Annotated in this window: 25 protein-coding genes; 5 read left to right on the top strand and 20 right to left on the bottom strand. The window is 46.0% G+C overall.

Annotated features, from left to right (window positions below):
• Window positions 1-42: 42 nt before the first annotated feature.
• Window positions 43-666: a GNAT family N-acetyltransferase gene (locus M1E03_RS18735; protein ID WP_023857855.1), complete on the bottom strand. Its 624-nt coding sequence runs from the start codon at window positions 664-666 to the stop codon at window positions 43-45.
• A gap of 153 nt (window positions 667-819) precedes the next feature.
• Between M1E03_RS18735 and M1E03_RS18740 the strand changes: the two genes are divergently transcribed.
• Entirely contained in the window at window positions 820-1,377 is a 558-nt protein-coding gene (locus tag M1E03_RS18740) for a TetR/AcrR family transcriptional regulator (protein ID WP_020450267.1), read from the top strand.
• A gap of 41 nt (window positions 1,378-1,418) precedes the next feature.
• Here M1E03_RS18740 and M1E03_RS18745 read toward each other — a convergent pair whose 3' ends face one another.
• The 13 genes from M1E03_RS18745 to M1E03_RS18805 form a co-directional block, all read right to left on the bottom strand.
• Window positions 1,419-3,581, bottom strand: a complete 2,163-nt coding sequence (locus tag M1E03_RS18745) for a Tex family protein (protein WP_026580592.1) — start codon at window positions 3,579-3,581, stop codon at window positions 1,419-1,421.
• 77 nt (window positions 3,582-3,658) lie between these two features.
• Window positions 3,659-4,258 (bottom strand): PP2C family serine/threonine-protein phosphatase, encoded by a 600-nt coding sequence (locus tag M1E03_RS18750; RefSeq protein ID WP_023857857.1) that lies wholly within the window; start codon window positions 4,256-4,258, stop codon window positions 3,659-3,661.
• Window positions 4,255-5,046, bottom strand: coding sequence for an RNA polymerase sigma factor SigB (sigB, locus tag M1E03_RS18755; protein WP_026580590.1), 792 nt, complete (start codon window positions 5,044-5,046; stop codon window positions 4,255-4,257). Before sigB ends, M1E03_RS18750 begins: the two co-directional genes overlap by 4 nt.
• On the bottom strand, window positions 5,012-5,494 hold the full coding sequence (gene rsbW / locus M1E03_RS18760; protein ID WP_020450263.1) for an anti-sigma B factor RsbW: 483 nt from the start codon (window positions 5,492-5,494) through the stop codon (window positions 5,012-5,014). The genes sigB and rsbW overlap by 35 nt, the downstream gene beginning before the upstream one ends.
• The gene (locus M1E03_RS18765; RefSeq protein ID WP_020450262.1) at window positions 5,494-5,820 is read right to left on the bottom strand and encodes an anti-sigma factor antagonist; all 327 of its coding nucleotides are present in this window, start codon (window positions 5,818-5,820) and stop codon (window positions 5,494-5,496) included. Before M1E03_RS18765 ends, rsbW begins: the two co-directional genes overlap by 1 nt.
• A gap of 58 nt (window positions 5,821-5,878) precedes the next feature.
• On the bottom strand, window positions 5,879-6,886 hold the full coding sequence (locus tag M1E03_RS18770; RefSeq protein WP_020450261.1) for a PP2C family protein-serine/threonine phosphatase: 1,008 nt from the start codon (window positions 6,884-6,886) through the stop codon (window positions 5,879-5,881).
• A gap of 10 nt (window positions 6,887-6,896) precedes the next feature.
• Window positions 6,897-7,298 carry an anti-sigma regulatory factor gene (locus tag M1E03_RS18775; protein ID WP_023857861.1) on the bottom strand — a complete coding sequence of 134 codons (402 nt, stop codon included), beginning with the start codon at window positions 7,296-7,298 and terminating at the stop codon, window positions 6,897-6,899.
• Window positions 7,299-7,300: 2 nt separating this feature from the next.
• Complete coding sequence (locus tag M1E03_RS18780; protein WP_031305225.1) at window positions 7,301-7,666, bottom strand: STAS domain-containing protein; 366 nt, start codon at window positions 7,664-7,666, stop codon at window positions 7,301-7,303.
• Window positions 7,667-7,669: 3 nt separating this feature from the next.
• Window positions 7,670-8,497 carry an RsbT co-antagonist protein RsbRA gene (locus M1E03_RS18785; protein ID WP_095292561.1) on the bottom strand — a complete coding sequence of 276 codons (828 nt, stop codon included), beginning with the start codon at window positions 8,495-8,497 and terminating at the stop codon, window positions 7,670-7,672.
• A 117-nt stretch (window positions 8,498-8,614) separates the two neighbouring features.
• Complete coding sequence (ndoA, locus tag M1E03_RS18790; protein ID WP_003179128.1) at window positions 8,615-8,965, bottom strand: type II toxin-antitoxin system endoribonuclease NdoA; 351 nt, start codon at window positions 8,963-8,965, stop codon at window positions 8,615-8,617.
• A gap of 4 nt (window positions 8,966-8,969) precedes the next feature.
• The gene (locus tag M1E03_RS18795; RefSeq protein WP_006638778.1) at window positions 8,970-9,251 is read right to left on the bottom strand and encodes a CopG family ribbon-helix-helix protein; all 282 of its coding nucleotides are present in this window, start codon (window positions 9,249-9,251) and stop codon (window positions 8,970-8,972) included.
• A gap of 111 nt (window positions 9,252-9,362) precedes the next feature.
• Window positions 9,363-10,532, bottom strand: a complete 1,170-nt coding sequence (gene alr, locus M1E03_RS18800) for an alanine racemase (protein WP_048349920.1) — start codon at window positions 10,530-10,532, stop codon at window positions 9,363-9,365.
• Between the two features lie 224 nt (window positions 10,533-10,756).
• Entirely contained in the window at window positions 10,757-11,716 is a 960-nt protein-coding gene (locus M1E03_RS18805; protein WP_216921990.1) for a LolA family protein, read from the bottom strand.
• A 343-nt stretch (window positions 11,717-12,059) separates the two neighbouring features.
• Here M1E03_RS18805 and M1E03_RS18810 point away from each other — a divergent pair, with 343 nt between their 5' ends.
• Window positions 12,060-12,659, top strand: coding sequence for a rhomboid family intramembrane serine protease (locus M1E03_RS18810; protein ID WP_023857867.1), 600 nt, complete (start codon window positions 12,060-12,062; stop codon window positions 12,657-12,659).
• Here the strand turns inward: M1E03_RS18810 and M1E03_RS18815 are convergent.
• The 6 genes from M1E03_RS18815 to M1E03_RS18840 all read right to left on the bottom strand — a co-directional run bounded on the left by M1E03_RS18815 (window position 12,656) and on the right by M1E03_RS18840 (window position 19,880).
• On the bottom strand, window positions 12,656-14,140 hold the full coding sequence (locus M1E03_RS18815) for a PH domain-containing protein (RefSeq protein ID WP_105979270.1): 1,485 nt from the start codon (window positions 14,138-14,140) through the stop codon (window positions 12,656-12,658). The genes M1E03_RS18810 and M1E03_RS18815 overlap by 4 nt on opposite strands.
• Window positions 14,130-14,609: a PH domain-containing protein gene (locus M1E03_RS18820; RefSeq protein ID WP_328066487.1), complete on the bottom strand. Its 480-nt coding sequence runs from the start codon at window positions 14,607-14,609 to the stop codon at window positions 14,130-14,132. The genes M1E03_RS18815 and M1E03_RS18820 overlap by 11 nt, the downstream gene beginning before the upstream one ends.
• A gap of 112 nt (window positions 14,610-14,721) precedes the next feature.
• Window positions 14,722-16,185 carry a degradosome RNA helicase CshA gene (gene cshA / locus M1E03_RS18825; RefSeq protein WP_023857870.1) on the bottom strand — a complete coding sequence of 488 codons (1,464 nt, stop codon included), beginning with the start codon at window positions 16,183-16,185 and terminating at the stop codon, window positions 14,722-14,724.
• A 346-nt stretch (window positions 16,186-16,531) separates the two neighbouring features.
• The gene (locus tag M1E03_RS18830; RefSeq protein WP_023857871.1) at window positions 16,532-17,242 is read right to left on the bottom strand and encodes an alpha/beta hydrolase; all 711 of its coding nucleotides are present in this window, start codon (window positions 17,240-17,242) and stop codon (window positions 16,532-16,534) included.
• A gap of 65 nt (window positions 17,243-17,307) precedes the next feature.
• The gene (locus tag M1E03_RS18835; RefSeq protein ID WP_328038368.1) at window positions 17,308-18,678 is read right to left on the bottom strand and encodes a UDP-N-acetylmuramoyl-tripeptide--D-alanyl-D-alanine ligase; all 1,371 of its coding nucleotides are present in this window, start codon (window positions 18,676-18,678) and stop codon (window positions 17,308-17,310) included.
• Between the two features lie 116 nt (window positions 18,679-18,794).
• Entirely contained in the window at window positions 18,795-19,880 is a 1,086-nt protein-coding gene (locus tag M1E03_RS18840; protein ID WP_023857873.1) for a D-alanine--D-alanine ligase, read from the bottom strand.
• Between the two features lie 160 nt (window positions 19,881-20,040).
• On the opposite strand from M1E03_RS18840, the gene M1E03_RS18845 reads away from it, so the two are divergent.
• The 3 genes from M1E03_RS18845 (at window position 20,041) to fbpB (ending at window position 21,091) form a co-directional block, all read left to right on the top strand.
• Complete coding sequence (locus M1E03_RS18845) at window positions 20,041-20,361, top strand: thioredoxin family protein (RefSeq protein WP_003179104.1); 321 nt, start codon at window positions 20,041-20,043, stop codon at window positions 20,359-20,361.
• A gap of 413 nt (window positions 20,362-20,774) precedes the next feature.
• Entirely contained in the window at window positions 20,775-20,933 is a 159-nt protein-coding gene (fbpA, locus tag M1E03_RS18850) for a Fur-regulated basic protein FbpA (protein ID WP_458110560.1), read from the top strand.
• A gap of 2 nt (window positions 20,934-20,935) precedes the next feature.
• Window positions 20,936-21,091, top strand: a complete 156-nt coding sequence (gene fbpB, locus M1E03_RS18855; protein ID WP_023857876.1) for a Fur-regulated basic protein FbpB — start codon at window positions 20,936-20,938, stop codon at window positions 21,089-21,091.
• Window positions 21,092-21,101: the final 10 nt, after the last annotated feature.

A 21,101-nucleotide genomic window follows, 5' to 3' on the forward strand; every position in this document is an offset into this window, starting at 1 on the left:
ACATGAAAGCCGTCGTACTTTTTATATCGGCTTTCTAATACATTAGTAAATTGTTCTTTTGAAACTCCAATTTCCTATTTCACGGCCGAATCGCTTAAGGGGAAATGCACTAAATTCATCGAATCCGTTCTTTTTGTAAAACGATCGATTTAAATTCGTGTTGGTGATTAAAGCGAGGATCCCGCCTCCGTTTCTTCGGATGAAAGGGACCAGGCAGTCATTGATCATCTTGCTGCCGAAACTTTTGCCCTGATGGAAGCAGGAGACCCCCAACGCCTCCAAATACCATTTCTGCTGTTTGATGCCCTTGTACGATCTTTTCGCCTCTTCCGCCACATTCACCATATTCCATACCGCGGAAAGGCCCCCTTTTATAAACAACTTTATTCCTCCAGCTGATATATAATCCATCACTCCAACGTCTGGATCATCCCGATGTTTTAAGAGGGCCGCGGTGACGATCTCACCATTCACAACACCGATAAAGCACCCCCGCCTATTTATATATGCCTGAGTGATGACTTTATGCAGTTCATAAAAGAATTCGGGGTTTTTCTTTTCGGGTCTTACAAGCAAATCCATAAACGGATAGTTGTCAAAAGACTCATGAAACAGTTGTGCCACCTCGTCCAAGTGATCAGCTGAAGCCAGACGATATTGAATCATTGAAAACCTCCTCGAAAATATGAACAGCTATTGATTAATAAACACATGTTCATTATAATTTGAAGCAAAAGCAATGTTCAATCGGCAATCGTGATTAAGCTGTTCAATAATGAACAACACATGAAAATTTGTCTATAAACGGAGGGCAAAACGATGGAGGACAGAAGATCAATCAAGACGAAAAGAGCGATAAAAGAGGCTTTTTTAAAACTGCTCCATGAGAAAGAAATCAATAAAATCACCGTTTCTGATTTATCGAGGCGCGCGGATTTAGGACGCGGAACCTTTTATCTTCATTATAAAGATATTTTTGACTTGTATGAACAAATAGAAAATGAATTGTTTGATCAGCTGGGGAGATTTTACGATGATTATTTTCCGAGCGAAGATCCGCACAATTTGCTCACCTTCATCGAAAAAACGACCGAATATATTTATCAAAACGCTGCGATTTTCACTTTATTGACGAAACCGAAAGGAAACATTTTGACCATCAATAAATTTAAAGACTTTTTCCAGAGGAAAATTTTTGAAGAATTGAGCATGATAGAGCAATCGGAAAACGAGGTTACATGCGATGAAATGGAAATATCATTTGTCGTCTCAGGAGTAGTCGGCGTTTTGGAGGAATGGATCAATGAAGGGATGGTTCAGACGCCGGCTCATGTGGCTGGCGTCATCCACCGCATTCTGTTAAAAATCGGAGTGTAAAAGATCAGCCCGCCGGAGAAACAAAGCTCCGGCAAGCTGGACTATCGATCCCTCACCATTGATAAGGATACCCTTCCTTTTGCAGCATCGACATCTTCCACCCATACGGTAACAATGTCCCCGACCGATACCACGTCAAGCGGATGCTTGACGAAGGAATGGCTGAGCTTGGAAATGTGGACGAGCCCGTCCTGTTTCACGCCGATGTCGACAAATGCCCCGAAGTCAACGACGTTCCGCACTGTCCCCTGCAGTTCCATCCCTTCTTTTAAGTCCTCCAATTGAAGCACATCGGTTTTTAAGAGCGGTTTAGGGACTTCATCCCTCGGATCGCGCTCAGGCCTTGTCAGCTGGGCGCAAATGTCTTTCAGAGTGATTTCCCCGATTCCAAGCTGTTCTGCTGCTTCGGAAATATTCAGTTCGTTGATTTTGTCCTGAAGCTCTCTTGTACCGATGTCGGCTGTTGATAGGCCGAGCTTTTTCAGAAGCTCTCTCGTCTCCTTATAGCTCTCAGGGTGGATGCCTGTGCGGTCGAGCGGTTCACCGCCGTCAGGCACCCTTAAAAAGCCGATGCATTGCTCATACGTTTTCGCGCCCAGGCGCGGAATGTCTTTCAGCTCTTTCCGGCTCGTGAATTTTCCGATTTCATCCCGCTTTTTGACGATGTTGGCCGCGACTGTTTTCGATAGTCCGGCTACATATTGCAAGAGCGCGGCTGACGCCGTATTCACGTTGACGCCGACTTGGTTGACGACGGTTTCCACCACGAAGCGGAGCGAGTCGTTTAGTTTTTTCTGGCTGACATCGTGCTGGTACTGGCCGACACCGACCGATTTGGGATCGATTTTGACAAGTTCGGCGAGCGGGTCCTGGAGTCTGCGTGCGATCGACACGGCGCTCCGTTCTTCAACCTGCAGATCCGGGAATTCTTCCCTCGCAAGCTCTGATGCCGAGTAGACGCTGGCTCCCGCTTCATTGACGATCAGATAGTACACCTTTCTGTCGATGTCCTTCAAAAGATCGGCGATAAATTGTTCCGTCTCTCTTGATGCCGTTCCGTTCCCGATGGCGATGACCTCAATTTGAAAATCTTCGATGATGCGTTTCACTTTTTCAATGGCCGCGCTTTTTTTATTGACGGGAGGGTGCGGATATATGACATCGATCTTGAGCATCTTTCCCGTCTCATCGACAACTGCAAGCTTGCAGCCTGTGCGGAATGCCGGATCGACGCCGAGAACGAGCTTTCCTTTCATCGGCGGCTGCAGCAGCAGCTTGCGCAGATTCTCGGCAAAAATGTGAATCGCTTGATCTTCCGCCTTTTCCGTCAATTCTTTTCTGATTTCTCTTTCGATGGACGGCTGAATGAGGCGCTTATAGCCGTCTTCGATTGCGCTTTTCAGCACATCTTGAGCACTTGTTTGCTTGTGTTGTAAAATTCGTTTTTCCAAGTAAGCTTGAATGCGGTCTGCCGGCGGCTCGACCGACACTCTCAAAATCTCCTCTTTTTCGCCGCGGTTAACCGCAAGCACGCGATGAGGAACGATTTTTTGAATCGGCTCTTCATATTCATAATACATTTCATAGATTTTCTTCTCATCGGCTTCGGCGTCTTTCACCGCGGATTTCAGCGTTCCTCTTTTAAAAGTCTCCTGCCGGATCCACTTTCTGTATTCCGGTTCGTCTGAGATCCGTTCAGCCAGTATGTTTTTTGCTCCTTCAAGCGCTTCTTCGGCGCTCATGACTTCCTTTTCTTCATTTATGTACTTGCGTGCTTCGGCTATTACGTCTTCGTTGCGCGGGAGCGCGATGATGAAATCAGCCAAAGGTTCAAGGCCTTTGCTTTTGGCGATCGTCGCCTTCGTTTTTCGTTTTTGTTTAAATGGTCTGTATAAGTCTTCAACTTCCTGGAGCTTGTCCGCTTTTTCGATATCGAGCTTCAGCTGTCCGGTCAGCTTACCCTGTTCGTCGATCAGCCGGATGACTTCGTCTTTCCGCTGATTTAAATGCTGGATGTATCCCCAGCGTTCGGAGATTGTTTGAATTTGGACTTCATCCATGGAGCCCGTTTGTTCTTTGCGGTATCTCGCGATAAAGGGAACGGTGTTTCCGTCCTCTAACAATTGAATGACACTCTCGACATGCTTTGACGCAAGCTCTGTTTCTTTTGCGATTTGTTTGACGATTAACGCTAAAGTATCCATTGTAGCCTCCAAAAGAATGTTGTCTTCTTAGTGTACCAAAACAAACAGAAAAACACCTATATCAAAGGGCAGCTTCTTTAAAAAAGCTGTCCGATGATATAGGTGAGATCGTCTTTTCCCATTAGTGTGTATGATTCAAGCTGATTCGATATATCTCCAGGTGTGTGGTGCTGTTTTAAATAAGACCGGAGAGCGGGTACTTCCAATCCGTCTGAATAAATGATGAATCTTGACCCTTTTTCATACGTGTAGGTGAATGTTTTGTATGTTTGCGGCTTTCCCGACATGTATCCCGTCACAGGGAGAGGGTGGATATATTTGTCCGAAGGAGCGTACAAGATAAAGCGGATATTGCCTACAGAGCTGTAAGCAATCGTTCTTGTTCGAAAGTCGGCTTTTAAAATCGCCACAGTTGCGCCGCGCTTATGTTTCAGCTCTTGATTGCACCGTTCCATCAAGCTTGCGACTTCTTCATGACCGTGCTCTTCGACAACTTCGCTGATAACCGCGGAGGATTCTTGTGCCATCGCACCGCTGCCAAGCCCGTCGGCCAGCGCGCACACCATAGTTTCGTCAGTCGCATGGAAATAAAAACTGTCTCCGCAGACGGCTTTTCCTTCTTTAGGAAGCTGATAAACAAGCGCTTGCATATGTTCATTCGACTCAGTCCAAATCATGGTTTAAGCTCCATAAACGGATCTTCAGCCAACGCTTCCCGCAGCTTTTTGACAGCTTTGCGCTGCAGACGTGAGACGTGCATTTGCGATATGCCCAGCATGTCACCGGTTTCTTTTTGGCTTTTGTTTTGAATGTAAGTCAGCTCAATGATTTGCTTTTCGCGGTCGGACAGTACGTGCAATACGCTTTCAAGCATCAGCTTTTGGTTCACCTTTTCATAGCCTTCCTCCTGCGAGCCGACGATGTCGAGGATCGTCACCGTGCTGCCGTCTGCATCCGCTTCAATGCTGTGGTCGACGGAAAGCGCCTGATAGCTTTTGCCCATCTCCATTGTTTCCAGCACTTCTTCTTCTGTGACGTCAAGAAACTCGGCAATCTCATCGACTTTTGGGGACCTTTGCGTTTCATTCGTTAAATGATCCACCGCCATTTTAATTCTCGGCCCGAGCTCCTTGATCCTTCTCGGGACGTGGACGCTCCAGGTTTTATCACGGAGAAACCGTTTGATTTCTCCGATAATGGTCGGAATCGCAAACGCTTCAAACGATTTTCCAACATCGGGATCATAGCGTTTGATGGCTCCAAGCAATCCGAGCATCCCAACCTGGCATAAATCTTCATGAAAGCTTTTTCCTTTTGAGTATTTTTTGGCGAGTGTTTCCACCAGATTTTTATATGTCTGAACAAGGGTCAGCTGAGCGTCTTCATCCTGGCGATCCTGATATTTTTTGATCAGCGTGTCGACTTCGGTTTTAGTTAGTTTCGTAGTTTTGGACGGTTGTGCCATCATCAACTCGCTCCCTGTTTAAGAACTTTGTCATCGAGACGGTTACGCCTGAGTCAATCTGGACACGCACTTCATCCATGAGCGTCTCCATTAAATATAAACCGAGCCCTCCTTCTGACAATTGATCTACCGTATGTTCAGGGGAATATGGCCCCAGCCCTTTCTGTTTATCGTGAATGTCAAAACTGTCTCCCTGATCTGCGACGATGATTTCGAGGCGGTCTTCAAACACGCCGAATCTGACGGAGACCTCTCCAGTTTTGTCTGCTTTATAAGCATGCTGCACAGCGTTTGTGCACGCTTCGCTGACCGCAATTTTCAAATCTTCGATGTCATCATAAGAATACCCCATCTTGCTTGCAATCCCCGACAGGGTTAAACGAATGATTCCTACGTATTCAGGTTTGGCAGGTGACTTCATTTCAATGTAATCAGCTGCTCTCTTCATTATAATCCACCCTCTGACTTTCCAGAAATATCAATGATGTCCTTTAAGCCTGTAATATCAAACAAACGGATCAAACGCTCTGACAGATTTTCAAGCACTAAAGAACCCCCAGTTCTGTTTACCGCTTTGTAAATGCCGACAAATACACCCAGCCCTGTACTGTCCATATATGAAACGTCTTTCAGAGAAACTTTGAGATCTTTTCCTTCTTCCGCGAGCGGCATCAGCTCATCCCGCAATGCCGGAGCCGTATGCACATCAATTTCGCCCGCCACTTTTACTTCTATCACATGATCATTTTTTTTCGTATCAACTGCCAAATTCACAATATCACCTCTGGTTCTCTTAATGAGCTACTGGTTTATTACCCAGCGAAGAGAAACTTTAAACCTTTCTTTTGAAAACAATGAGAGTAAAATCGTCATGAAGCTGAAAATCCTGAAGCTTGAGCAGATGTTCGTATATACAGTCAACCATTTGCTGAGCCGGTTTCTCCATATGTACAGTGATCAGGTTCTGCAAGTCAGACCGCTCCAAAAATCCGCTGTCTGTCCGGCATTCGGTTACACCATCTGAAAAAAGAACGATCATATCGCCAATATCCAGTTTTTGCTCGTACTGCTCATAGTCGTATTGTGATGAAATGCCAAGAACGAGGCCTTTTGCGTTTAAATCGTAAAATTTATTTTCCCTGCAAGAATAATAAAAGCCAGGTTCATGACCGGCAGATGAAAACGTAAATAGGTGTTTTTGGAGATGATAATTGCCATAAAACATTGTAATAAACATGCTAGGGTCCACATTTTGTTCGACGACCCTGTTCAGGTTTTTCAGCACCTGTGAAGGAGACGTGCCCGAATCCGGAAGAGAGTCCATCGCATATTTGATCATCGACATGCATAACGCGGCCGGTATTCCTTTTCCGATCACATCTGCAATGGCGATGTTAATCGATTCCTTGTCCCGTACAAAATGATAATAATCACCGCTCATTTGCTTAGCCGGAACACTGACCGCTCCGATTTCAAGCGCTTCAACTTTCGGGATCTTCGTCTCGAGCAGCGTTTGCTGGACATTTGCGGCAATTTCGATTTCCGATTTAATTTCCTGCTGAATTCCTCTTAATGTCTGATGTTCTTGATAGGCCAAACCGTATCCAATCATCACTTCAATTAAAAAATCGAGAGAATGGAACACATGGTCCGGAAGATCCGGATATAATTCAGACAGAACTTTTCGGTGTATGCTGATAATCTCTTCCGGCGGCACTTGATGTTCAATCGTTTTTCTGCTGAATTTCTGCCCCTGATAAAGGGATGTCTCTGTTAATTCAGATATATAACGGCTAAGCAGCTGTCGATAGCGCTGCTCAATCACTTCCCTGAAATCCATTCCTTCCCTCCTACCGCAGCCACTTTATGGCTTGTATATCCGTTCCATTTTCCGCGTCCGAATGCAATTCAAATTGGTCCATCAGACGCTTTACCCCCGGCAGGCCCGCTCCGAGGCCGCCTGAGGTTGAAAAACCGTCTTCCATCACTTTTTTGATGTCAGCGATTCCCGGCCCCTCATCCTCCGCTATGACTTTCAACCCCTTTTTACCTTCTTCCTGAACCTGTTCGATGCAGATTCGGCCTTTTCCGGCATACAAATAAATATTACGCGCCAGCTCTGAGATGGCTGTTGTGATTCTGGCCTGGTCCACTGTGCCGAACCCCAGTTCTTTGGCGACATTTCGCCCGAGCTGTCTGGCGGCCACTATGTCCCATTCTGTCAAAATCTTCACACAGGATTGGTCTGCCATATTTATTCCCCCAATTCCCGCTGCAATGTCTCGAGCCCCTTTTCGAGATCGAGCGCCGTCTCGATCTCGTCCAAAGAAATGCCGAGTTCAATCAATGTCACCGCAACAGCCGGCTGGATGCCAGTCAGAACGACTTTGGCGCCCATCAGTTTTGACATTGTAATAACATCGCCAAGTACTTTGGCGATGAATGAATCGATGATGTCCACCGAAGTCAGATCGATCACCACTCCGTTCGAACCGGTTTCATATATTTTGTTCAGCAGGTCCTCTTGAAATTTCAGAGCGGTTTGGTCATCGAGCTCCACTTGAATGGATACCAATAAACAGTTATATAGCTTCAAAATTGGAATGTTAGGTATCCTCAAAACTTATTCCTCCAATGAAACAATTTTTCTGTCTGTCATTTCTAATGCGGTTTGAATTCCTTTTTGCAGGGTATTTTTTGTAATAACCTGAGTTAAATCGATTCCCAAATTCACAATCGTCTGCGCGATTTCCGGGCGGATTCCAACGAGCAGGCATTTTGCGCCGACCAGTCTGACAGCTTCGGAAGCCTGCATGATGTGGTGTGCGACCATCGTATCGACGACAGGCACGCCCGTAATGTCAATGAGGACGACTTCGGACCGGTGTTTGACGACGCCGCTCAACAGGTTTTCCATAATCTTTTTGGCCCGCTCCGTGTCGATCGTGCCGACGAGAGGCATCACCGTAATATTTTCAAAAACCGGGATCAGCGGCGCCGAGAGCTCCTGTAATGCGACCTTTTGAAGAGCGACGGTTTTCTCCCAGGAGATCGCATACTGATTCAAGATTTCGCTGTTGATCGGTTCGATAAATTTATCGATTTCCCATATCAGATCATAGCATTGCTGATCTTCCGGGACGTCCTTGTTCATTTCATAGTACAGGTGCTTCCAAAAAGCTGATAATCCCGACGACAGAAGCTTCAGCGGAACGCCGAGCTGTACGGCTTTTGAAGAAAACTGGTAGATGGTGTCGATCGATTTTTCATTCCCGTCCCCGGACTCATTCATAAGGATATGAATGTATTCATTGCTGATCGTCTCATACATGTGTTCAGTCAGCTTCACGTTTGTCATGTTGCTGTTTAGTTCTTTCAGAATATCCGCCAAATTCACGGCGAGTACATTTTGGTTCTCCGAGATAAATTTTAACACTGCTTGATTCGACATGTTCATCCCCCTAACTACATCTGATAACATTTTTTGGACTAACAGTTCCATTATATCGTTTGTTATTTTTGAACACAAAAAAAGTTGCTCTTTCGCCTCGAGCAACTTTCATCAATATTAAAAATCAATGAGTGCCAAACTGATTTGTAAGGCTTCGTTGACCTTTTCCATCATTTCATCATCGAGATGGGTGATTTTGTCCGTTAATCTTTGCTTGTCAATCGTCCGAATTTGTTCGAGCAATATAACGGAATCTCTTTCAAAACCGTAGCGTTTCGCATCAATTTCGACGTGGGTAGGTAATTTTGCTTTCTGTATTTGGGCTGTTATGGCTGCAACAATAGCAGTTGGGCTGAAGCGATTGCCGATGTTGTTTTGAATCACTAAAACCGGGCGCACCCCGCCTTGTTCTGAGCCAACAACAGGAGATAGGTCAGCAAAATAAACATCGCCGCGTTTAACAATCAAATGATTATCCTCCGCTTACTAAGCGCTCTACTGTGTTTTCAGCCTCATACTCTGCAAATTGAGCCTCAGAAGAGATGTTCAAATTAATCTTGGCCATCTCCATATAACCGCGTCTCATCGATTCCCGAATTTGTCGATTTTTGCGCTCGCGCAAATACATTTTTGTGGCTTGGTAAATCAGTTCATTTCTGCTCCCGTTATCTTGCATGACGACACCATCCAGTTCTGATACTAAAGCTTCTGGCAAGCGAATCAATATTTCAGTTGTTGCGCTGGATTCAGACAAAAACATACACCTCCACCAAACTTACGGATACAACACTCTATCCATTCCATCCATAATGATATCATTATTCTTTTCGCAAGCAAAGTTGTTTTTCCGCTAATTCATCAATTTTCAGGATTGATCAGGCAAGATCGGATTCCTTATTTCCATTATACTCCCATTTTCCAAAAACATACGGGGCACCCTTGAACTTATCATACAGGTAATTTCATAATTGATCGTCTGCAAATGTTGGGCGATTTCGTCGACTGAAATCCATTCGTCTTTTTGCTTCCCGATCAAGGTAACCTTTGTGCCGACAGGGTATTCTTCGGCGAGGGAAATCATGAACTGGTCCATGCAGATTCTCCCTGCTATTTTTTGGCGTTTTCCGTCGATCAGCACTTCCGTCCCGGCCAGGCGCCTCAGCCATCCATCAGCATACCCGACGGGAACTGTCCCGATCCATTCGTCGCGTTTGGCCGTATATGTCGCCCCGTAGCTGACGCTCTCGCCTTTTTTAATTTTTTTCACATGGGTGAGTTCGGTATGAAGCGAAAACACTTCCCGCAGACGAAACGGCAGCTCGTCTTTTATTTCGGTTGACGGCGCCAAACCGTACATGCCGATGCCGAAGCGGACGGCATTAAAGAGCTGTTCCCTGAAGCGCAGACCCGCGGCGCTGTTTGACGAATGCACCATTAAACGGTCAAGCGGGAGAGGGCTGATCAATTCTTTAAAGCGGTCAAGCTGCATGTCGAAATAATCGGTGTCCTTTTCGTCCGCCGTCGCGAAATGAGTGAACACGCCCGTACAATTGAGTTTATCGCTCGATTCGGTCATCTCCATCATTTCTTTGATCTCTTCTTCCGTTTTGCAGCCAAGGCGGCCCATGCCCGTGTCGATCTTCAAATGATATTCAAGAGAAGCTTCGGTCTCACCGAGAAAACCGAGCACGTCTTTCAGCCAGCCGGCTGAGTAGCCCGTCACGGTAATGCGCTTTTCCGCGGCAATGCCGGCATATTCGGGCGGCACTGCGCCGAGGACAAGAATCGGTTCTTCAATCCCCTGCGCTCTCAGCGAAAGCGCTTCATCCAGTAAAGCCACAGCAAGAATGGACGCCCCTTCTGCAAGAGCCGCCTTCGCTACCTGTGCATCCCCGTGTCCGTAGGCATTCGCTTTAACGACGGCCATCAAGTGGACATGCTCGCCGATGTGCCGCTTCATATTGCGCACGTTTTCTTTTAAAGCCGTTAAATCGATTTCGGCCCATGTCTTTCTATAGAATGGTTTTAAGCTCATCATGACACTTCCTGTTCCTTGTTTCAATCGTCCTTCCCATCATACTAAAAAGTTCGGAGAAAGGGAAATTTTGTACGGGAACAACTGCCCAGAACAAGAGAAAAATTGCTGGCACGCTATACATTTTACGGAAAAACTGTCGAAAACATACGCTTGCGCCGGAAATATAAAAACAGCCTGCTTTCCGCTTCAGGGCGGAAAACAGGCTGCTGGATAGGCACAGTCTATTTTGAAGACTGGCCTTGCATGCTTTTGGCAACCATCAGAAGTTCATCTTGAGAAAGGTCTTCTGATGAGATGAAATAGTCGACTCCGTCATAAGTCCATGACAACGATTTATCCGTCAGTGCGCCGACCGTGAAGCCGAGGTCAACCGGCTCTCCGTTCATGGACACAGAAGTAGATGTTTTGGCGACGTGGGCTTTTTCCTGAATCAATGTAAAGGACTTTTCACCGCCGTATGTGATGACGATTCGTTTGCCGTCTTCAGTCGCCATTTCTTTCTCCTCAAGCTTTTTCACGCCCTGAGGCACATCGAGCGGCGTTTTGACGGCGAAAGAGTCTGACACGTCCGCGCTTGTCGCTACGTCAATTTGAGACAGCGTCATATTTTTCTTTTCATCAAATGCGTCTTTATCGAGCGGCTTATCGAATTCAAAGCTTGTAAACTCAACCTTTACCATCGGTTTGCGGTCCGTGTCCATCACCTTAACCGATGAAGGAGCCATGTTTTTTTTATGGAAAACGATTTCCTGGGTCGGCAGCATCTGATTATGCTGATAATTCGTCTTCGTTTCAAAAATGTATTTTGAATCCTTTGCGGAAAAAGAAGCTTCCCCATCATTTTTGACATCTTTTACGAGCGATTCGAATAAGTATACTTGGCTGCTGTTATTAGGCCAGTCGCTGTGGAAGCGGAAGCTTTTATTCAGCGACGGAGTCAAAACAAACACGCCGTTTTCATTGCGCAAGATCACCTGGCTCTGGTCTTTTTTCGGGTTTTCCAAATAGACCCGGTAAAGAGAAGGTTTTTTATGCCAGATTTCCACATTGTACTCCTGCGGTTCATTTCCCGTTTCAATCGTCATTTTCGCTTTTGCCTTATAGGACGTGTATTCTTTTGCCTTCTTGTCGAGCCCCGTCACAACATCTTCTTGCGATTTTTGGCCGCAGGCAGAAAGCATAAGGATTACAAGCAGCCCCGTTAAAAGCAAAACAAAGCTTTTTCTCACCTTTTTTCAACCCCTTTTTAATCATTGATGTAAAAAGGAAGAAACCGCTTGTTCGACTTTAACGGTACGCCATAAGAACAGGGCCGGCTGTATCGGCGTGCGTACCATAAAAGCCTGCAACGACTCGTCTCCCTTATTGCACTACCCAATATATGAGCGTGTCTCAGACAATATGCAGACTAGCATGACAACCTTTCAAAATCATTTTTCTCCTCCGTACTAATCGCCGCTGCCTGTTCATAAACGTGTTACTATATATGTACGAGATCATTGTAAAGGGGCTTAAATCATAAGCATGTTTATCAGAACAGAAAATTTTCAGACGTTTATCAGGCTCTATCCGGTCACATCAGCCATACTGGCCCTGCAGCTTGCCATCTGGATTCTTTTTTTACTTCCGTTGACGGCCGTACAGATGTGGTCTGATTTATTGATTGGATTTAACTGGGGGATAGCGAATGGAGAATGGTGGAGGTTTGTGACACCGATCTTTATTCACGCCGGGTTCGGCCACCTGCTCTTTAATTCGATGTCGATCTTTTTATTTGCCCCCGGGCTGGAACGAATGCTCGGGAAACTCAAGTTTCTCATCGTTTATATTGGGACAGGAGTGATCGGCAATATCGGCACGTATTTCATCGAACCGCTGGAGTATATGCATGTCGGTGCTTCAGGAGCGATATTCGGATTGTTCGGTGTGTACCTGTACATCGTGCTGTTTAGAAAAGAGCTGATGGGAAGCGCCAATTCCCAAATCATCGTCACCATCCTCGCCATTTCGGTTTTGATGACGTTTGTCAACCAAAATATCAATATCATGGCGCACATCTTCGGACTGCTGGGCGGACTCGCTCTGGCTCCTCCGTTGTTAAATAAAAGAGTGAACGGCTTTTAACCGTTCACTCTTTTTTCATAAGAATACCATGCAAAAATATCGTCCGAATCTTTCTCCTCGACATCAGCCACCGAAAACTTCTCCATTAAAGCAGATGATTTTGTTGATGTATGGATCGAAACAAGCTGTCTTCTGCGCTGGAAATACGAGCGGCTGACTTCGAACACCTGCATGCGCCTGCGCTGAATGACAGCGGTTGTTCTGCCGATGAAGCGCGATGACATGATGATTTTGCTGCCGCTGATCTTCCAGCCGGCATCGCGGTATGATAAGTAGCCGATGATCCAGTAAAAAGGAATCAATACAGCGGACAAATAGCCCCACGGCGGAAACAGAATAGAAAGCGGAACGACGGCGAGAACCGGCCAGGATGCGCGCAGGATATAACGGCGCAGTGCGCGTTTCGGCAAGCGGTTCAAATCGTCTTCCGGCGCATAATCCGGAATGAGTTCTCCGAGGCGCTGTTTGATCATTTTTTTGCTGATAATCGGAAATAGGACGGCAGATTTATCTTCTTCCAAAACGTTTCCGCCTGCGCTGACGATCGTGACGGCTGCAAGTCCAAAAGGCTGCCTGATCAGACTCTCCTTAATTTTAATCGCTTGAATCCGCTGCAGCGGAATCGTGATTTGATGCTTTTCAATCAGCCCTCTAGAAATGACGATTTCTTTCTCTTTACGCACGACTGTAAAATTCGCGTATTTCAAAAGCATCCCGACAATGCTGAGAAGCCATGCGATGAAAAGGGCAACAAAAGCGGCTAAGGCGATGACAGTCGCTCCAGCGCTATTCAAAAAAGCAAAACGGTCATACAGCCAGTCCAAATCAAAGAAGTCGTCGACTTGAGTGAAAAAAGCGAATACCCCTGAAATAATGACGCCGATCCCGCTTGATGTTGACGCTGCAGTTAAAAGCTCCTGCCCGGTCATTTTGTACATCATTTGCGGTTCTTCCGCTGTTTCCTCCGCCTCTGCAGCAGTCTCTTCCTGCGGATCCGTGACATCGGCTCCAGTGCTTTCCGCCGCTTTTTTCCTTTCGAAAAGCGCTTGCTGAATACGTTCGGCTTCTGCCTGGGTAATGGCGACCAAGGAAACTTCCGCTTCCGTTCCTCCGCTTGCCGTTTCGACTTGAAGCTTCACCAGCTTGAATATTTGCTGAATGAGGCCAGCGCTCGTGTTGATCGTTTGAATCCGTTCGATCGGAATATACCTTTTTTTCTTATTAATCAGGCCTTCCTCAATTCGCAATTCATCCTCTTCGATACGGTATGTAAATTTGCTCCACTTGATGATGCTCGTCACGACCAAAGCAATGAAAAACAGCACGGCCGCGGCGATCGCCAGCATTTTGACTGTGTGCGACTGATTTAAAAAAAGCACTACGCCAAATGGAATGATAAAGTTTTTAACGGTCTCAACAAGGCCTTTGATAAAGTTGAGAATGACGGCGGCGGGGTGCATGCGTCTCGGTTCAGACATCATCTTCAGTCACCCTTGCCAGCCTGGAAATGGAGTCCCTGAGATGATCCGCCTCTTCAACATCCAGAGCGGGAATGGAATGGGTCGTCGCGGCTGTTGAAATTTGCACGGAGGCGAGATTATATTTTCTGAGGATGGGGCCCTGCGATGTATCAACATGCTGGACTCTGACCATCGGAACGATCACGCGGGTCACCACAAAGATGCCGTGCTGAATATCGATTTCGTTCTCATGGACTTCGTAGCGCCATATTCTGTGGCGGATATTCGGAATAATAATAATGATGACAAATGAAATCACCAGCCAAACGGCTGCTGACAAAATGCCGATCCATACCGGCCATTTAAATATCAACCCTGCGGCAACAAGGCCTGCTGCAGCCAGCATTAAAACGAATGATGTGATACAAGCTGTAATTCTCCAGACTTTTACGCCATCGCGGCTTATTTGATTTTTCGGCTCGCTTCTCAAAACTCGATTCCCCCAATCTAGTTCTATTTACGGTCTTAGGCTGAAAATGTTTCGGATAAAGACTTTCGTTTTTAAAAAAAGGCGAATCCGTAAAAAAGGATCCGCCTTTTGATTATGAATTATATGATTTTTTTTGGCGTCTGTCATTCGAAGAACGCTTTTTATCATAAGATGAACGATTGTTCTTTCCTCTGTAGCCGCCGCCGTCTCTGCGTTTTGATGAACGGGGGTGGTGACTTTTATTTCGCTTCGTTCTGAGCGGAGCCTCTTCCGTCAAACGGACAGGCGTGTTGTCCGGCTCTTTGGTCATCATTTTAATGGCAGCCGCAACAACTGTCACAGAATCATGGTCTTCCAATAATTCCGCTGCAGCCGTCATATAGAAGTTCAGGTTATTTTCCTCGATGATCGTCCGGAGGCGGTCAACCGTCACCTGCTGCTGTCCTTCAATCGCCTCATCTAGAGTCGGTGCTTTCATGCGGTCCATTTTGCGTTTTGTCGTCTGCTCGATGGCGCGGAGCATGTCTTTTTCGCGCGGTGTAATGAAGGTCATCGCCATTCCTGTTTTGCCTGCGCGTCCCGTTCTTCCGATGCGGTGAACATAGCTTTCAGGATCTTGCGGCACATCGAAGTTGTAGACGTGCGTTACCCCTGAAATATCAAGGCCACGCGCCGCAACGTCTGTCGCAACGAGCACTTCAATTGCGCCTTGCTTAAATTTCCGGAGTGCCACCATCCGCTTCGCCTGAGTCAAATCGCCGTGGATTCCTTCAGCTGTATAACCGCGCAGATTAAGCGCTTCTGTCAGTTCATCGACGCGGCGCTTTGTCCGGCCGAATACAATCGCCAGTTCAGGAGACTGGATGTCAAGAAGACGTGTCAGCGTATCAAACTTTTTGCGTTCATGTACTTCAAGGTAGAACTGCTGAATGTTTGATACTGTCATTTCCTTCGCTTTCACTTTCACGTGCTCCGGGTTGGTCATGAAACGTTCTGCAATCCGTTTAATCGGAGCAGGCATTGTTGCAGAAAACAGCAATGTTTGATGCTCAGCGGGCACATTGGAAAGGATGGATTCGATATCTTCGATGAATCCCATGTTCAGCATTTCATCCGCTTCATCAAGCACAACGGTGTTCACTGTTTGAAGACGCATTGTGCGGCGGTTGATATGGTCAAGCAAACGGCCAGGTGTTCCGACGATAATATGAGGATTTTTCTTAAGCGCGCGAATCTGGCGTCCGATATCCTGTCCACCGTAAATCGGCAGCACGCGAGCGCGTTTATCCTGTCCAATTTTATATAGCTCTTCAGAAACTTGAATGGCTAATTCACGAGTAGGTGCGATAACAATGGCTTGAATGTTAGGAGACTCGGGGTTGATTTTCTCAACAAGGGGGATGCCAAATGCAGCCGTTTTTCCTGTTCCCGTTTGCGCTTGTCCGATCACATCTTTATTTGCAAGGCCGAGCGGAATCGTTTGTGCCTGAATCGGTGTTGCCTCTTCAAATCCCATACGCTTGATCGCTTTTGTGAGATCAGAACTTAATTGAAAATCTTGAAACGTTATTGTCAATGTATTCAAACTCCTTCTGCTTACTGTTTCAGTAATCGTGTTTTATCAATAAAAACTGCCCTTTGTGCAAAGGACAGGTCCATACTTATGCAAAGCCCGAATTACTTTACATGTTATATTACCATTCCGTTATACGTTTTTCAACAAGATGAAAATGAGCAGTGTGCTCTCTCGCCGGTTCGGCAGCCATCTATAGACCTCTGGGACAACCGTCCGCGAAACGTCAAGCCCGCCTGTTGACGTCTTTTACACATTGTAACACAGGCTTGTGCGGCTTTCGACAGCATACACTCATTTTTCTCTGCCCGCATCCCCGATTATTTTTTGCAGATTGCCGTTCAATTATTTATTTTTTTATGGATTCAATCGGCGTTTTTTTGAGAAACGCCTCAACGGTTTGAAAGAGGACAGCGGAGTTTTCTTCAAGGCAGACATGGTGCTTGGATTCCGGCAAGAGGCACAGCTCTTTCTCTTCGGAAGGTATGGTTTCATAAAGATAATACGCGCTTGACAGCGGCACGATTGAATCGCATTCCCCCTGAACAATGAGCACAGGGATGCGGAGGTTTTTCAAAGCAGGCTTTGTCATCTTAACGAGCTTGCGAAACTGAAATGCTGAAGACACCGGGGTGCTTGTCAGCTTTTGTTTGTACCTTTTGTAAAGCAGATTATCCTCAAGCTTGCCTTGCAAAGAATCTTTGATCACATTCTTCAAATCCTGGATCAGCTGTCCCGGGCTGATGTACTGGGCAGCCGCGCTCAACAGGACAAGGCGGCTGACCGGATATTTTCCGGCTAAATAGGCGGCAATCATCCCGCCCATTGAAAATCCGATTAAAAATACCGTATCACACGTTTTCAACAAACGGACAAGCTCCACTTCTGCGCAAGCGATCCATTCCTGAAAACAGACGCCTTTTAAAACCGGCATCTCCCCGTGCCCGGGCAGCGTGATCATTTCGACTCGCCAATCGGCCGTTTGTTTTAAATGAGAAGCCAGCGGTTCCAATTCATACGGTGCTCCGGTAAATCCGTGAATGCATAAACATCCTATCATGACCATTCACCCGTTTTCTTTTACTGATGATCACATAAAAAACGACTTTATGATTCAATGTTCCCTTACAAATCTTTTATAACATCCTCAAGACGCATGCCTCTGGACGCTTTGACAAGGATCAGATCCCCTGTATTCGCTTTTTCTTTCAATGTCTTTTTCAAACCGTCTTTGTTTTCCGGGTTGAAATGAAGGACGCGGTGTTCTGGAAAATGTTTAAGCGCCCCTTTTGCAATATATGCACCGAGATCCCCGTACGTAAATAAAAAGTCGATTGAGTCCGGATTGACTGCCTGCCCGATGTCTTCATGAAACCCTTTCTCTCCTTCGCCGAGCTCCAGCATATCGCCGAGAACGAGCATTTTCTTGCCGTATCCCTTCATCTGGTCGACAAGCTCGATCGCCGCTTTCATGGATGTCGGACTTGCATTATAGGCGTCATTAATGATCGCAACGCCGGCCCGTGTCTTTACAAGCTCAAGCCGCATACCGGTCACTTTCAGTTTCGTCAGCCCTTCTGCAATATGAGTCCTGCTGACATTCAGAAGGTCTCCGGCCGCAATCGCAGCTAAAGCGTTTTTCACATTATGCTTTCCGAGCACCGGGATGAAGAACCGGTTTTCGATCCCTCTGACGCGGAATGCCGTGCCCTCTTCCGTCTGCGTCATATCCTTAAGCTGATAGTCGAAAGCCGGATCCTCTCCAAACGTCTTTGTCTCGTAAAGCGGCTGGTTCAGCCTTTCGGCGAGCAGCGGTTCATCTCCGATATAAATGAGTGTGCCCTCTTTTGAAAGCCCATTGACAATTTCGAGCTTTGCCTCTGCAATTCCTTCTCTTGATCCGAGTTCAAGGAGGTGCGATTCGCCGATGTTTGTGATGACGGCGATATCAGGACGCGCCAGACGTGTCAGAAAATCAATTTCCCCTTTGGCGCTCATCCCCATCTCCAAAATGGCGATTTCCGTATCTTCCGGCATCGCCAGAATCGTCAGGGGCAGGCCGATGTGGTTATTATAGTTTCCTTCTGTCTTATGCACTTTATACTCGGTGCCCAACACAGCATGAATCATGTCTTTTGTCGTCGTTTTCCCATTTGAACCGGTCACGCCGACGATTTTCACGTCCAGCTGATGCCTGTATGCCTTCGCAAGCTTCTGCAGCGCTTCCAGCGTATCGTCAACTAAAATGACCGGCTTCCCTTCCGGAGGATTCGGTTCGCTCCGGTTCCACAGCACGGCTGCGACGCCTTCCTGAAAAGCCTGCTCTGCAAAAACGTGACCATTGAACCGCTCGCCTGCAAGCGGAATAAACAGTTGGTCTTTCGCCAGTTTTCTCGAATCGGTTGAGACGCCTTTGACGAGACGCCCTTCAAAAGCTTCATTCGTCAAAACGCCTTCCGACATTTCAGCAATTTCTTTTACCGTTCTCGTTATCATGTATGTCCCTCTCTTTCTCCAGCAAGGAAAAGAGACACTACCACAAATAAGGATAGTGTCTGCAGCTGTATATAAGGGCGAACCGCTTTCCCCCGGATTCGGTCCGCTCCGTCCCGTTAAAATGTATGTTTGATCTGCTGTTTTTCTTCGTGCCGATCGATTGCCAAAGCGACAAGTTTTTCAATCAGTTCAGCATACTCAACCCCTGATTGCTTCCAGAGAAGCGGGAACATGCTGAACGGTGTGAATCCCGGCATCGTATTGACTTCATTGATCAGGACCCTGCCTTCGTTTGTAAGGAAAAAGTCCGCTCTCACAAGGCCTGAGCCGTCAATCGCCTGAAACGCTTTGACCGCCATGCTGCGCATTGTTTCGTATTCGTCCTCTGTCAGGGAAGCCGGAATAATCAAATCAGTGTCGCCGTCTTCATATTTTGCTTTATAGTCATAAAAATCTTTCTTCGGAGCGATTTCCCCCGCGACTGAGCAGACAGGTTCATCATTCCCCAGAACGCCGAGTTCTATTTCGCGTCCGATGACGCCCTCTTCAACGACAATTTTCCGGTCATATTGAAATGCAAGCTCAAAGGCTTGGTCAAGCTCTTCACGGTTTCTGCATTTGCTGATCCCGACGCTTGATCCAAGGTTAGCCGGTTTTACGAAGCACGGATAACCAAGCTCAGCTTCCACTTGATCATAGCTTTCTTCTTTGGAGTGACTCCATGTTTTTTTCACAAATGAAACGTATTTCGCCTGGTCAAGCCCTGCCTGTGCAAACAGATGCTTCATGACCACTTTATCCATGCCCGCAGAGGAAGCTAAGACTCCGTTGCCCACATATGGCACGTTCAATAGTTCAAGCATGCCTTGAATGGTGCCGTCTTCCCCATTCGGTCCGTGCAAAAGCGGGAAAACAACATCAATCGAGTCTTCTTTTACATCAGCTTCGCCCGGAAACATATCGCGGTTCAGCAATGCCGGAGAAAATGTCTGGCCCGTCTGTTCAAACTGAAGCATTTTCACATTTGAAACCGGTTCTGTCAGTTGCGGCCCTCTCACCCACTCGCCTTTTTCTGTTATATAAATCGGGTGTATATCAAATTTTTCAGTATCTAATGCTTTCGTGACGGCCAGCGCGGTTTGCAGAGAAACGTTATGCTCCGCTGATTTTCCGCCGTATACCAATCCTAATCTTGTCTTCAATTCGTACTCCCCCCACTGGATTCATCTTTACTATCTTATCACTTTCCCGGGAAAATGATCTAATTATTTTAATACGGTCTAAAAACAGCATATAAAAAGCATTTGTATGTAAATCCTTTTCATTTTATATTAAAATGGCATTGAAAAGGAGAGGTTGCAATTGAAAAAAATCACAACAGAAGCACAATTTAATGAACTGATCCAATCCGATAAAGAAATCATCGTCAAATTTTATGCTGACTGGTGCCCGGACTGTACACGCATGAACATGTTCATTGGAGACATTCTTGAGGCTTATCAGGAAAATGACTGGTATGAGCTGAATAAAGACGATCTTCCTGAACTTGCCGATAAGTATCAGGTCATGGGCATTCCAAGCCTGTTGATTTTCAAAAACGGCGAAAAAACGGGTCACCTTCACAGTGCAAATGCCAAAACACCTGAAGAAGTGAACGAGTTCCTGGCTGAACATATTAGCTAATTCGTTTAAAGTTCTGATTTTTTGTCTGAACCGCAGGACATGGGAACGCCCATGTCCTTTTTATACAAGACGGGACAGCAGCAATATTTGTTTCATAAAAGTGAGCTTTCATTAATAATTCGACACGAGTATTTCCCGGGAAACGAAAATGTCGAAATTTCGCAAAAAGTTCTTGATTCGTTTTTTATATTCAGGTAGAATGTTTTTTGTTCCTATTTTGCAATTATTTTTTCTAGTTGTGAAGCCCTTGTCGGCTTCTTTTTTTATATGTGTTTTTGGATAATAATTCATATTTTTCGATTTTATTCAATATTATTTTAAGGATGTCTCTTTACATTCGGGGATACTATTTAGTATAATACCCTTAATTGATAATGATTATCAATATCACTAACGGTTGACGAGGTGATCACATGGCCCCTCAATTAAAGAAAGCAGTGGAAATGAGAAAGAAACAACTCATTCAGCGGCTTATCCAGATTGGCATATATAAAAAAGAAGAGCGCCACCTTTACGAATTGTCTTTAAGCGAACTTGAAAGCGAATACCAATCCAACAAGAAAGGCGGATAATCATGTCAAAACGGAAGATTAAAACCTTTCATCAGCTTGTCGAAGAATATAAGAAAGAAATCGCCAAGAACCCGAAAGAAATGGAAGTCATTTATGACAAGATCGACCGCAGACACGAGAACCGCCTTTTGGCAATGTCTAAAGCAAAACAAACTTAAAAAAGAAGCC

This window comes from Bacillus sp. PK6-013, assembly GCF_054161445.1.

Excerpts from the sequence above, each read along its gene's own strand:
- M1E03_RS18805 (WP_216921990.1), bottom strand. The coding sequence starts at position 11,716 with ATGCTTTCTGCCTGCGGCCAAAAATCGCAAGAAGATGTTGTGACGGGG.
- M1E03_RS18775 (WP_023857861.1), bottom strand. The coding sequence starts at position 7,298 with ATGGCAGACCAATCCTGTGTGAAGATTTTGACAGAATGGGACATAGTG.
- M1E03_RS18830 (WP_023857871.1), bottom strand. The coding sequence starts at position 17,242 with ATGATAGGATGTTTATGCATTCACGGATTTACCGGAGCACCGTATGAA.
- M1E03_RS18770 (WP_020450261.1), bottom strand. The coding sequence starts at position 6,886 with ATGGATTTCAGGGAAGTGATTGAGCAGCGCTATCGACAGCTGCTTAGC.
- sigB (WP_026580590.1), bottom strand. The coding sequence starts at position 5,046 with ATGGCACAACCGTCCAAAACTACGAAACTAACTAAAACCGAAGTCGAC.
- M1E03_RS18750 (WP_023857857.1), bottom strand. The coding sequence starts at position 4,258 with ATGATTTGGACTGAGTCGAATGAACATATGCAAGCGCTTGTTTATCAG.
- M1E03_RS18785 (WP_095292561.1), bottom strand. The coding sequence starts at position 8,497 with ATGTCGAATCAAGCAGTGTTAAAATTTATCTCGGAGAACCAAAATGTA.
- M1E03_RS18810 (WP_023857867.1), top strand. The coding sequence starts at position 12,060 with ATGTTTATCAGAACAGAAAATTTTCAGACGTTTATCAGGCTCTATCCG.
- fbpA (WP_458110560.1), top strand. The coding sequence starts at position 20,775 with ATGGCCCCTCAATTAAAGAAAGCAGTGGAAATGAGAAAGAAACAACTC.
- M1E03_RS18735 (WP_023857855.1), bottom strand. The coding sequence starts at position 666 with ATGATTCAATATCGTCTGGCTTCAGCTGATCACTTGGACGAGGTGGCA.
- M1E03_RS18815 (WP_105979270.1), bottom strand. The coding sequence starts at position 14,140 with ATGATGTCTGAACCGAGACGCATGCACCCCGCCGCCGTCATTCTCAAC.
- M1E03_RS18835 (WP_328038368.1), bottom strand. The coding sequence starts at position 18,678 with ATGATAACGAGAACGGTAAAAGAAATTGCTGAAATGTCGGAAGGCGTT.
- rsbW (WP_020450263.1), bottom strand. The coding sequence starts at position 5,494 with ATGAAGAGAGCAGCTGATTACATTGAAATGAAGTCACCTGCCAAACCT.
- M1E03_RS18740 (WP_020450267.1), top strand. The coding sequence starts at position 820 with ATGGAGGACAGAAGATCAATCAAGACGAAAAGAGCGATAAAAGAGGCT.
- M1E03_RS18745 (WP_026580592.1), bottom strand. The coding sequence starts at position 3,581 with ATGGATACTTTAGCGTTAATCGTCAAACAAATCGCAAAAGAAACAGAG.
- fbpB (WP_023857876.1), top strand. The coding sequence starts at position 20,936 with ATGTCAAAACGGAAGATTAAAACCTTTCATCAGCTTGTCGAAGAATAT.
- alr (WP_048349920.1), bottom strand. The coding sequence starts at position 10,532 with ATGAGCTTAAAACCATTCTATAGAAAGACATGGGCCGAAATCGATTTA.